General features: G+C 71.6%; 11 protein-coding genes. 8 read left to right on the top strand and 3 right to left on the bottom strand.

Annotation, left to right across the window (positions count from 1 at the left end; genetic code table 11):
* Window positions 1-55: 55 nt before the first annotated feature.
* Entirely contained in the window at window positions 56-1231 is a 1176-nt protein-coding gene (locus E7Z54_RS21650; protein ID WP_240769835.1) for an ROK family transcriptional regulator, read from the bottom strand.
* Window positions 1232-1325: 94 nt separating this feature from the next.
* Here E7Z54_RS21650 and E7Z54_RS21655 point away from each other — a divergent pair, with 94 nt between their 5' ends.
* From E7Z54_RS21655 to E7Z54_RS21690, 8 genes are all read left to right on the top strand, one after another.
* Window positions 1326-2864, top strand: a complete 1539-nt coding sequence (locus tag E7Z54_RS21655) for a sugar ABC transporter ATP-binding protein (protein ID WP_206056456.1) — start codon at window positions 1326-1328, stop codon at window positions 2862-2864.
* Entirely contained in the window at window positions 2861-3904 is a 1044-nt protein-coding gene (locus E7Z54_RS21660; protein WP_206056457.1) for an ABC transporter permease, read from the top strand. Before E7Z54_RS21655 ends, E7Z54_RS21660 begins: the two co-directional genes overlap by 4 nt.
* Window positions 3901-5007 carry an ABC transporter permease gene (locus E7Z54_RS21665; RefSeq protein WP_136436805.1) on the top strand — a complete coding sequence of 369 codons (1107 nt, stop codon included), beginning with the start codon at window positions 3901-3903 and terminating at the stop codon, window positions 5005-5007. The genes E7Z54_RS21660 and E7Z54_RS21665 overlap by 4 nt, the downstream gene beginning before the upstream one ends.
* Window positions 5007-6215, top strand: a complete 1209-nt coding sequence (locus E7Z54_RS21670; RefSeq protein ID WP_136436806.1) for a substrate-binding domain-containing protein — start codon at window positions 5007-5009, stop codon at window positions 6213-6215. The genes E7Z54_RS21665 and E7Z54_RS21670 overlap by 1 nt, the downstream gene beginning before the upstream one ends.
* A gap of 88 nt (window positions 6216-6303) precedes the next feature.
* The gene (locus E7Z54_RS21675; RefSeq protein WP_206056458.1) at window positions 6304-7158 is read left to right on the top strand and encodes a sugar phosphate isomerase/epimerase family protein; all 855 of its coding nucleotides are present in this window, start codon (window positions 6304-6306) and stop codon (window positions 7156-7158) included.
* Window positions 7155-8309 carry a Gfo/Idh/MocA family protein gene (locus tag E7Z54_RS21680; RefSeq protein WP_136436808.1) on the top strand — a complete coding sequence of 385 codons (1155 nt, stop codon included), beginning with the start codon at window positions 7155-7157 and terminating at the stop codon, window positions 8307-8309. The genes E7Z54_RS21675 and E7Z54_RS21680 overlap by 4 nt, the downstream gene beginning before the upstream one ends.
* Window positions 8309-9319 carry a sugar phosphate isomerase/epimerase family protein gene (locus E7Z54_RS21685; RefSeq protein WP_136436809.1) on the top strand — a complete coding sequence of 337 codons (1011 nt, stop codon included), beginning with the start codon at window positions 8309-8311 and terminating at the stop codon, window positions 9317-9319. Before E7Z54_RS21680 ends, E7Z54_RS21685 begins: the two co-directional genes overlap by 1 nt.
* A gap of 181 nt (window positions 9320-9500) precedes the next feature.
* Complete coding sequence (locus E7Z54_RS21690) at window positions 9501-10517, top strand: LLM class flavin-dependent oxidoreductase (RefSeq protein WP_136436810.1); 1017 nt, start codon at window positions 9501-9503, stop codon at window positions 10515-10517.
* Window positions 10518-10552: 35 nt separating this feature from the next.
* Here E7Z54_RS21690 and E7Z54_RS21695 read toward each other — a convergent pair whose 3' ends face one another.
* Both E7Z54_RS21695 and E7Z54_RS21700 read right to left on the bottom strand, forming a co-directional pair.
* On the bottom strand, window positions 10553-11722 hold the full coding sequence (locus E7Z54_RS21695; protein WP_136436811.1) for a sensor histidine kinase: 1170 nt from the start codon (window positions 11720-11722) through the stop codon (window positions 10553-10555).
* A partial coding sequence (locus tag E7Z54_RS21700) for a winged helix-turn-helix domain-containing protein (protein ID WP_136436812.1) occupies window positions 11719-11993 on the bottom strand: 275 nt, incomplete at its 5' end. The genes E7Z54_RS21700 and E7Z54_RS21695, both read right to left, overlap by 4 nt.

Raw genomic sequence — 11993 nt, forward strand, 5'->3', positions numbered from 1 at the left:
CCGGCGAGTCGCTCGCGGGCGCGCCGGTCGCCTGGTCGGTGGTCACCGAAGAACCCTAGATGAGGGCTCCGGCGGTCGGTGGAGGCACTCCACAGGCGCGGTCGATCGACTCGGGCGCGAGCACGTGGCCGATCGCCAGGGCGGCGGCACCGAGCACTCCGGCTCGCTCGCCGGCGCGCGAGGTGGTGATGTGGAGGTGCTCGGTGGCGAGGGGCAGCGAGCGCTGGTAGACCACCTCACGGATGCCCGCCAGCAAGCCCTCCCCGGCGGCCGCCAGGGCGCCGCCGATGACGATCACGGAGGGGTTGACCAGGTTGACCAGCGCGGCGAGCACCTCGCCGAGGTCCCGGCCGGCCTGGCGGACGGCCGTCATCGCGACCCGGTCGCCGCCACGGACCAGCGCGACCACGTCCTGGTCGGCGGGCACGTCCACGCCGGCGGCGCGGATCGCGGCGGCCACCGCGGGGACCGCGGCGATCGCCTCGAGGCAGCCCCGGTTGCCGCACCGGCAGGTCACGTCGGCGCCGCGGGCCACGAACACGTGGCCGAGGTCCCCGGCCGTGCCCTGTGCGCCGCGCTGGAGCGCGCCGCCGGAGATGATGCCGGCCCCGATGCCGGTGCCGACCTTGATGAAGACCAGGTCGGCGACGTCACGCAGCTGGGAGTGCTGCTCGCCCAGCGCCATGATGTTGACGTCGTTGTCGACGAGGACGGGTACCGCGAACGCCTGCTGCACGTGCCCCGGCACGTCGTACCGGTCCCACCCCGGCATGATCGGCGGGTTGATCGCGCGGCCGGTCGAGTGCTCGACGGGGCCCGGGAGGCCGATGCCGATCGCCGCCAGCTCGCTGACGTCGCGCCCCTGCTCGGCGAGGAGCTCTCGGACCACCTCCTCGACCCATCCCAGCACCCGCTCCGGGCCGAGTGCGATGTCGAGCTGGGTCCCGCGCTCAACGAGGATCCGACCGTCCAGGTCCGCGATCGCTGCGCGAGCGTGGCTGGCGCCTAGGTCGACGCCCGCGACCACTCGGGCACCGGGGTTGAACGCCAGCAGCGACGGCGGCCGGCCGCCGGTGGACACTCCGCCGAAGGGCACCACCAGCCCCACCCGCATCAGGGCGTCGAGCCGAGCGGTGATCGTGGATCGGGCGAGGCCGGTGATCTCGGCCAGTTGGGCCCGGGTGCGCGGCTGACCGTCCCTGAGGATGTCGAAGACGTCGCTAGGCCGCACGGCGGGAGTCAACCACGCCGCCCTTTGTCACGTCCAGCAGGCGACTTTTGCTGGACACTCGACAGAAGTGGGTGACGCGTGCCACAGTGACCGCGTGCCGCAGCCCGTGCAGTCTCCCAGCGACGCCCGCCACGCCGAGGACTCCCCGGTGCTGCTCCGCGCCCGCGGACTGACGAAGAGCTTCGTCGGGCACACGGTGCTCCGGGACACCGACATCGATCTGCGGGCCGGCCACGTCCACGGCCTGGTCGGCGAGAACGGCGCCGGCAAGTCGACGCTGATGAAGATCCTCGCCGGCGTGCACACCGCAGACCGTGGCGTCGTCGAGCTCGACGGCAGCCCGGTCGTCTTCCACCACCCGCTGCAGGCCCAGCAGGCCGGCATCTCGACGGTCTTCCAGGAGTTCAACCTCCTCCCCGAGCGGACCGTCGCCGAGAACGTCTGGCTGGGGCGCGAGCCGCGCCGCCGCGGCCTGGTCGACGTCGACCGGATGCAGCGCGACACCCAGGCCCTGCTCGACGAGCTCGGTGTCACCGGTCTCCGGCCGCAGCAGCGGGTCCGGACGCTGTCGGTCGCCGAGCAGCAGGTCGTCGAGATCGCCAAGGCGGTCAGCTTCGACGCCCGGATCATCGCGATGGACGAGCCGACCGCCGCTCTCGCCGACCACGAGGTGGGCCTGCTCTACGACATCATCCAGCGGCTCACCGGCCGCGGCGTCGCCATCCTCTACGTCTCGCACCGGCTCAAGGAGATCTTCGACCTCTGCGAGACCATCACCGTCCTCAAGGACGGGCGCCAGGTCGCCTCGCGCCCGGCCGCCGAGCTCAACGACGCCGAGCTGGTCCGGCTGATGGTCGGCCGCGAGATGTCCGCCTTCTTCCCCGGCCCGGTTGCGGGGACCGAGCCCGGTCAGCCCCGGCTCGAGCTGCGCGGCGCCGGCAACGGGTACGTCGACGGCATCGACGTCACCCTCCGCGGCGGCGAGATCGTCGGCATCGCCGGGCTCCAGGGGTCCGGCCGCTCGGAGCTGATGGAGGCGATCTTCGGCGTCCGGCCCTTCACCCGCGGCACGATGCTCATCGACGGCAGCCCGCTCCGGCCGCGCTCGCCGCGAGCGGCTGTCCGGGCCGGTCTCGCGCTGGTGACCGAGGACCGCAAGGCGACCGGCCTCGCTCTCAACCAGTCGATCCTCGACAACGCGCTGGGTCCGGTCCGCGCGGTCTTCCCACGCCGCACCGGTCGCGCCCGACGCGAGGTGCCCGGCCTGCTGACCAACCTCGAGGTCGCGGCCCGCGCGCTCGACCAGGAGGTCCAGTTCCTCTCGGGCGGCAACCAGCAGAAGGTGGTGCTCGCTCGCTGGCTGGCCACCGACCCCCGCGTGGTGCTGATGGACGAGCCGACCCGCGGCATCGACGTCGGCGCGAAGCACGCCATCTACCAGCTGATGCGCGTCCTGGCCTCGGAGGGCGTCGCCGTACTCATGGTCTCCAGCGAACTCCCGGAGGTGATCGGCATGTCCGACCGGATCCTCGTCATGCGCGACGGCGTGCTCGCCGGCGAGCTGCCGAGCGGCTCCACCGAGGAGGCGGTCCTGCATCTGGCGACCGGCGCAGCGCACCAGGAGGCCCGGTGAGCGACATCACGGCTCCGCCCCCCGCGCTCTCCAAGCGCCTCGGCGGGCTCACCGCGACCGGCATCGTGCTGATCGTCCTGGTCCTGGCGGTGGTCCTGGGCTCGGTCCTGACCGCTGTCGAGGGCCGCAACTTCTTCAGCACCGGCAACCTGCGCGACATCCTCGCCGCGACCAGTGTCCTCGGCTTCATCGCGATCGGGCAGACCCTGGTCATCCTGGGCGGGAGCCTGGACCTGTCGGTGCCGTTCGTCGCCAGCCTGACCGGCGTGGTCGCCGCCGGCATCATGGCCGGCGAGACCGGCAACGTCGCACCGGCCCTTCTCGCCGCCGTCGGCCTGGCTGCCGCGATCGGGTTCGTCAACGGCGTCGTCGTCAGCCTGCTGCACGTCCACGGTTTCATCGCCACGCTCGGCATGGGCCTGATCATCAGCGGCTACATCGCGAGCAACTACCAGGGCAACACCGGCTCCGCGCCTCGGTCCTTCCGGCTGATCGGCATCTCGTTCATCGGGCCGATTCCGGTGTCCACGCTGATCATGCTCGGCTGCGCGCTGCTGGCCATCCTGCTGCTACGGCGGACCAGGACGGGACACCACCTCTACGCCGTCGGCGGCAACCCCGAGGTGGCCCGGCTCTCCGGGGTCCGCACCTCCGTGCCGATCATCACCGCGCACGTGCTGTGCTCGGTCCTGGCGGCGTTCGCGGGTCTGCTCCTGCTCGCCCGGCTCTCCGTGGGCAACCCCACCATCGGCAGCCAGGGCCAGTACGACCTGATGTCGATCGCTGCGGTGGTGCTCGGCGGCACCCTGCTCGCCGGCGGCAAGGGCAACATCACCGGCACCATCGCCGGCGTCGCGATCTTCGCGGTGATGGACAACGTCATGGCCGTGATGGAGGTTGCGCCGTTCCTTCGCGACGTCGTCCGCGGTGCCGTCATCGTCGCTGCCGTCGCTGTCTATGCCCGACGCTCCATCGACCGCCGGCCGGCCCGCTTCGAGCGGCCCGGTGTGCTCGACGCCGCGCTTCAGGAGGCGAGATGACTTCGACGACCCAGACCCGCGCCGTGACCCTTCCCGCGTACTCGCACGGAATCGGCGGCCGGATGGCCGCGTCGATGAGCACGCCCGGCGGCGCGATCTTCCTGCTCGCCGCGGCGCTGCTGGTGGCGACCATCATCGCCAACCCGAACTTCGGCGACCCGGGCGTGATCATCAGGTTCCTCGGTCGCACCGCGCCGATCGCGATCGCGGCGATGGGCCAGTACTACGTGATCGTCGCCGGTGAGTTCGACCTCTCGATGGCCGCGGTGATCGCCGCGCAAGTGGTGATCGCCGGCAACTACATCGGCGAGGACACCAGCCGCAACGTCACCGGCCTGGTGCTGATGCTTCTCCTCGGCGCGTTCGTCGGCCTGCTCAACGGACTGGCGACGACGGTGCTGCAGGTGCCCAGCTTCATCGTGACGCTCGCGATGATGCTGGCGCTGACAGGACTGGTGCGCCATCTCTCGGGCGGGGCCGCGGACGCGCCGCCCAACGACGACTTCCGGCAGATGGGCCGCGGCGTGGTCAAGGGCGTGCCGGTCGTCGAGGTCATCCCGTACCCGCTGATCATCCTCGCGGTGCTCTGCGCAGCCGCCGTCTGGCTGATGCGGCGGCCGTTCGGCCGCACCCTCATCGCCGTCGGCGACAGCCCGGACGCTGCGCGCATCGCCGGCGCCCGCGTGTGGTGGGTGAAGACGCAGGCGTTCATCCTCTCCTCCCTGGCCGCGACCGTCGCCGGTGTCCTCCTGGTCGGCCACGCCGGCGTGCATCCGACCGTGGGCCGGGGGTACGAGTTCGCAGCCATCACCGCCGTCGTGCTCGGCGGCGTGGTGCTCGGCGGGGGCCGCGGCTGGGTGCTGTCGGCGGTGGCCGGAGCGTTCGCCATCGAGCTGCTCTTCACCTTGCTGACGGTGCTCGACATCGACGCGACGTGGCGCGACTCCGTGCGCGGCGTGATCATCATCGTCGCCGTCGCGGTCGCAGCCCGCGCCTGGACCCGTGGTCGCCGTACCGGGTCCGCCACCCCATCGAACTCGGGAACAAGCGATCCCTCTCCCACCACTGAGCCCGTCCCGGGCACGAACACAGGAGGCATTTGATGCGCAGGAACCACCTCAAGGGCGTGCTGGCGGGGGCGGCCGCACTGGCCGTGCTCACGGCGTGCTCGACCGACGAGAGCGGAGCCGACCCCGGTGCCGACGAGACCTCGGACGGAGCCAGCAGCGACAGCGAGTGGTTCGCCCAGGCCGACTTCGACCAGCAGCGGGAGCAGATGGACGCCACGTTCGAGGGCAACCCGGACGAGCCGTGGCTGCAGTACATCGACGGCCCGATGACCGACACGTCGAAGTGGAAGACCGACAAGCCGATGAAGGCCTGCTTCGCCAACGCCTCCATCTCCAACCCGTGGCGCCAGACGGGCTGGATCACCATGAACCAGCAACTGAAGGTGCTCGAGGACAACGGCGTGATCTCCGAGATGGAGACCCGCGACGCCGGTGACGACGACAACAAGCAGATCGCCGACATCGACTACTTCATCTCGGAGGGCAACTGCGACGCCTTCATCATCTCGCCCAACTCGACCGCAGCACTCACCCCTGCCGTGGAGCGGGCGTGTGAGACGGGCAAGCCCGTCGTCGTCTTCGACCGCGGGGTCGAGACGAACTGCGCGACCACCTTCATCCACCCGATCGGTGGCTATGCGTGGGGCATTGCCACCGCCGACTTCCTCGTCGACAACCTCGAGGAGGGGGACAAGGTGGTCGCGCTGCGGATCCTTCCGGGCGTGGACGTGCTCGAGACCCGCTGGGGGGCCGCGAAGAAGATCTTCGACGAGAACGGCATCGAGACAGTGGACTACTTCACCGGGGCCAACCCTGAGAAGATCAAGAGCATCATCACCGACGAGATCACCAAGGGTGAGGTCCACGGCATCTGGATGGACGCCGGTGACGGCTCGGTCGCGGCGCTCGAGGCCTTCGAGGACGCGGGCATGGACTACCCGGTGATCACCGGCGAGGACGAGATGAGCTTCCTGCGCAAGTGGGAGGAGACCGGCCTGAACGGCCTGGCCCCGGTGTACTCGAACTTCCAGTGGCGCACCCCGCTGCTGGCGCTGGAGAAGATCGCGAAGGGCGAGGAGATCCCGACCGAGTGGGTGCTTCCGCAGGAGCCGATCACGGAGGAGGAGCGCGACGACTACCTCGAGGCGAACAACGGCATGCCCGACGGGCACTACGCCAAGTTCGGCGGCGAGGACCTGCCCGGCTATCCGGACGTGTGGCAGGAGCGCCAGATCCCGTAGCCCGCGCGGAGGTCGGGGAGCGCGCGCACGCGCCCTCCCCGACCTCCCCACCATGGACTCGACCTCCCCACCATGGAAAGGCCTCATCGTGAGAGCCATCGGCGTCAACACCTGGGTGTGGACCTCCCCACTCACCGACGAGAACCTGCCCGACCTGCTGCGGCGCATCGCGGCGCTCGGCTTCGACGCGGTGGAGATCCCGCTGGAGAACGCCGGCGACATCAGCCCGGGGCCGACGGCCGCGGTGCTGGCTGAGACCGGGCTGGCGCCGTACGTCGTCGGGGCGATGGCGCCGGGGCGCGACCTCGTCTCCGCCTCCCCGGAGACGGTCGCCGCCACTCAGGAGTACCTGGCGGCCTGCGTCGACCTGGCCGCGGCGCTCGGGGCGCCCGCGGCCTGCGGGCCGTTCTACGCGCAGACCGGTCGGGTCTGGCGGATGACGACGGCCGAGCGGAGCGCCGCCTACCGGGAGTGGCGGGTCAATCTCGCCCCCGTGGTCGAGCACGCGGAGCGCCGGGGCGTCCGGATCGGCATCGAGCCGCTCAACCGTTACGAGACCTCGCTCGTCAACACCGTCGATCAGGCCCTCGAGGCGCTCGGCCCGCTGCTCGGGCCGAGCCTGGGCCTGGCTCTCGACACCTACCACCTCAACATCGAGGAGCGGTCCAGCGCCGAGGCCGTGCGCCGTGCCGGCCGGCACCTCGTGCACCTGCAGGTCTGCGGCAGCGACCGCGGGGCTCCCGGCGGCGACCAGACCGACTGGCCCTCGCTGATGAAGGCCCTCGACGAGATCGGGTACGACGGCCCGCTGGCCATCGAGAGCTTCACCCCTGACAACGCCGCGATCGCGGTCGCGGCGTCGATCTGGCGGCCGCTCGCGGCCTCCCCCGACGACCTGGCCCGCGACGGCCTGGCGTTCCTGAGTTCAGGAGGAGTCCGATGACCGAGCAGCTGGGGGTGGCTGTGATCGGCTACTCGTTCATGGGCAAGGCCCACTCCAACGCGTGGCGCAACGTCAACGCGTTCTTCCCCGACACGCCTCCGGTCCGGCAGCAGGTCCTCGTCGGCCGGGACGCCAGCGCGGTGAAGGGCGCCGCCGCGCAGTACGGCTGGGCCGAGTCCGCCACCGACTGGACCTCGGTGGTGGCCCGCGACGACGTCGACATCGTCGACATCTGCACACCCGGGGACAGCCACCACGAGATCGCGCTGGCCGCGCTCGCCGCCGGGAAGCATGTGCTCGTCGAGAAGCCCCTGGCCAACTCCGTGGCGGAGGCCGAGGAGATGGTGGCCGCAGCCGTCGCCGCCGCCGCGCGCGGCGTGCGGTCGGGCATCGGCTTCAACTACCGCCGGGTCCCGGCGCTGGACCTCGCTAGGCGGCTCATCGCCGAGGGCAGGATCGGTGTCGTGCGACAGGTCCGGGCGTCGTACCTCCAGGACTGGCTGGCCGACGCTGCTGCCCCGATGACCTGGCGGCTGCGCCGCGAGAGCGCCGGGTCCGGCGCGCTCGGCGACCTCGGCTCGCACGTGGTCGACCTGGTGCAGCACCTGCTCAGCGAGCCGGTGGTCTCGGCGACCGGTCACCTCCGCACCTTCGTGCCGACCCGCACCGGGCCGGACGGACCCGAGGACGTCACCGTCGACGACGCCGCCTGGGCCAACCTGGTGACCGCCTCCGGCGCCGTGGCGAGCCTCGAGGTGAGCCGGATGGCGACCGGTCGCAAGAACGGCCTCGCCCTGGAGGTGTACGGCGACCGCGGGACGATCGGGTTCGACCTGGAGCGTCTCAACGAGCTGCAGGTGCAGGACGGACGCGGCGGGCCGACGGCGCAGGTCAGCGGCTCGCAGCGGATCGTGGTGACTGAGCCGGACCATCCGTGGCTGGGCGCTTTCTGGCCGCCCGGTCATGTGCTGGGCTGGGACCACACCTTCATCATCCAGGCGGCGGAACTCCTCATGGCGATCGACCAGGGCACCGACCCGACGCCATCGTTCGCCGAGGGTCTGGTGGTGCAGCGGGTGCTGGCCGCGATCGAGCGGTCCGCCGCTCAGCAGGGCACGCGGGTGGACGTCGTACGGGACAAGGAGGACTGATGGGCAAGCGCTTCACGCTCTTCACCGGACAGTGGATCGACCTCACGCTGGAGGAGGTCGCCGGGCTCGCGGCGAAGTGGGGGTACGACGGCCTCGAGATCGCCGTCTCCGGCGAGCACCTCGACGCCTGGCGCGTCGAGGAGGAGGGGTACGTCGAGGGTCGGCTCGAGATCCTGCGCAGGCACGGGCTCGAGTGCTGGGCGATCTCCAACCACCTCACCGGGCAGGCGATCTGCGACGACCCGATCGACTTCCGCCACCAGGCGATCGTGCGCGACCGGGTGTGGGGCGACGGCGAGCCGGAAGGGGTCCGCCAGCGCGCTGCGGAGGAGATGAAGCTGACCGCCCGGCTGGCGCAGGCGATGGGCGTCGACACCGTCGTCGGGTTCACCGGGTCCTCGATCTGGCAGTACGTCGCGATGTTCCCGCCGGTGCCGGCGAAGCGGATCGAGGCGGGCTACCAGGACTTCGCGGACCGGTGGCACCCGATTCTCGACGTGTTCGCCGAGTGCGGGGTGCGGTTCGCGCACGAGGTGCACCCTTCGGAGATCGCCTACGACTACTGGTCGACCCAGCGCACGCTCGAGGCGGTCGGCAACCGGCCGGAGTTCGGCATCAACTGGGACCCGAGCCACATGATGTGGCAGGGCCTGGACCCGGTCGCGTTCATCACCGACTTCGCCGACCGGATCTACCACGTGGACTGCAAGGACACCCGGATGCGGATGGGCGGCGGCCGCAACGGCATCCTCTCCTCCCACCTGCCCTGGGGCGACCAGCACCGGGGCTGGGACTTCGTCTCCACCGGACGCGGCGACGTCCCCTGGGAGGACGCGTTCCGCGCCCTGGCCGCGATCGGATACGACGGCCCCGTCTCGGTGGAGTGGGAGGACGCCGGCATGGACCGGCTGCACGGCGCCCCCGAGGCGCTGGAGTTCCTGCGCCGGTTCGACTTCGAACCGCCCGCGGCGTCGTTCGACACCGCGTTCAGCAGGCAGAGCGGGGACTGAGGGGGCTGGGGCTACTGCGGGTTTCTCAAGGTATGCAGGCGAACCTGCACTTCCCAGGCTTTGTACGGCGTGGGATGTGCAGGTTCGCCTGCATACCTTGAGAAACCTGCAGCAGCCCGGCCAGCCCCACCACCCCACACCCCCCACGGAATGACTGCGCGACCCGCGCGTTGCACTACCCGTGAAGAAGATCGGGTTCCTGTCCTTCGGCCACTGGACGCCGTCGCCCCACTCGGCGACGCGATCCGGGGCGGACGCGCTGCTGCAGTCGATCGACCTGGCGGTCGCCGCCGAGGAGCTCGGGGCCGACGGCGCGTACTTCCGGGTGCACCACTTCGCCCGCCAGCTGGCCTCTCCGTTCCCGCTGCTGGCCGCGATCGGCGCCCGCACCAGCAGGATCGAGATCGGCACCGGCGTGATCGACATGCGTTACGAGAACCCGCTCTACATGGCGGAGGATGCCGGCGCGGCCGACCTGATCGCCGGTGGGCGGCTGCAGCTCGGCATCAGCCGGGGGTCACCGGAGCAGGTGGTCGACGGGTATCGGTACTTCGGGTACGAGCCGGAGGACGGCGACCACGCCGCGATGGCGCGCGAGCACACCCGCCGGTTCCTCGAGGTGATCGAGGGCGAGGGGTTCGCGGAGCCGAGCCCGCGGCCGATGTTCCCCAACCCGCCGGGGCTGCTGCGGGTCGAGCCGCACTCCCCCGGCCTGCGGGACCGGATCTGGTGGGGCGCCGGCACGCGGGCGACCGCGGAGTGGACGGCCGAGCAGGGCATGAACCTGATGAGCTCCACCCTGCTGACCGAGGACACCGGCGTGCCGTTCCACGAACTCCAGGCCGAGCAGATCCAGAGGTTTCGCGACGGATGGGCCGCGGCCGGCCACACCCGCGAGCCCCGGGTCTCGGTGAGCCGGAGCATCTTCCCCTTCGTCGACGACCGGGACCGGACCTACTTCCTGCGGGAGTCGGCCAGCCAGGACCAGGTGGGACAGATCGACGGTGGCCTCGCCCGGTTCGGCCGGTCCTACGCCGGCGAGCCGGACAAGCTCGTCAAGGAGCTCGCCGAGGACCAGGCGATCGCCGCGGCGGACACGCTGCTGCTGACCGTGCCCAACCAGCTCGGGGTCGACTACAACGCGCACGTGATCGAGAGCGTGCTGCGATACCTCGCTCCGGAGCTGGGCTGGCGCTGAGCCCTGGTCTCGGGTCGCGGCGCGACCGCCCCGGCCTACGGTCCGAGCGGCAGGGACAGCTCGACCTGGAGCCCACCGTCCGGCAGCGGGGTGAGCCGCAGCCCGGCACCGTGGTGGTCGGCGACCGCCTGCACGATGGTCAGGCCGAGGCCGGTGCCACGGTCGGAGGTCGTGCGGTCGGCGCTGCCGCGGCGGAACGGCAGGGTCAGTGCGTGGACCGTGTCCGGGGGGACGCGCGGGCCGCTGTTGGCCACCTCCAGCACGGCGGCCCCCACGCCGGCGAGCAGGCGCACCCGAACCCACCCGTCCGGGACGTTGTGCACCACGGCGTTCTGCACCAGGTTGCCCACCGCACGCGCCAGCAGCTCAGCATCGCCGCGGACCATCACCGGATCGACCCCCACCTCCCACGCCAGTGACGGAGCGTCCTGACGTGCCGCGTCGACCGCGGCCCGCACCACCTCGTCGAACGCCACCGGACCGAGGCGGACCGCCTCCACTCCGGCCTGCACCCGGGCCAGGGTGAGCAACCCGTCGACGGTGCGCTGGGCGCGCTCGGCCTGACCCAGCGCCACCTCGCCGGCCCGGCGCAGGTCGGCCGCGTCCGCGTCCGGGTCCGCCAGCGCCACGTCGAGCGCGGTGCGCTGGTTGGCCAGCGGGGTGCGGAGCTCGTGGGACATGGTGGCGACCAGCCGCCGCTCGGACTCGAACGCCTCCTGGATCCGGTCGAGCAGCGAGTCGAACGTCTCCGCCATCTCCCGCAGCTCGTCGCGCGGTCCCTCGAGTGCGAGCCGCTCGTCGAGCGAGTCCGCGGAGATCCGACGGGCCCTGCTGGTGATCGTGTGTACCGGTCGGAGCGCCCGGCCGGCGAACAGCCAGCCGACGTAGACCGACACCGCGGTCATCAGGACCAGCCCGATCCCGGACCAGAGCAGGAGGTTGCCGAGGGTGCTGTCGACCGCCTCCCCCTGCGCGTCGATGATCGCCCGCTTGACGAGCATGTCGTTGCCCGGGGGCGGCACGGCGCTCGTGCTGTCCAGCCGGGTCGTGGTCCCGATGAAGCGGCCGGAGCGCTGGTCGAGGCTCACCAGCACGTAGATCCCGGCGAGCAGCACCGCCGCCGACGCGACGGCGACCGCGGTGTAGACGGCAGTGAGCCGCCACCGGACGCTGAGGCCGCCGAGCCCGTCGCCGCGCGTCGTCATCGGACCACCCGGTAGCCCGCGCCGCGCAAGGTCTCCACGACCGCCGGCTCCCCCAGCTTGCGGCGCAGCCCCACCATGGTCACCCGCACCGCGTTGGTGAACGGGTCCGCGTGCTCGTCCCACACCCGCGCGAGCAGCTCCTCGGCCGAGACCACCGCGCCGTCGGCGCGCACCAGCTCCACGAGCACGCCGTACTCCTTGAGCGTGAGGGGGATCGGTCGACCGCCGCGGAGCACGGTCCGTCGACCGGTGTCCACCTCGAGCTCGCCGG

The sequence above is a fragment of the Nocardioides sp. genome, from assembly GCF_004803405.1.
Classification (GTDB): Bacteria; Actinomycetota; Actinomycetes; order Propionibacteriales; family Nocardioidaceae; genus Nocardioides; species Nocardioides vastitatis.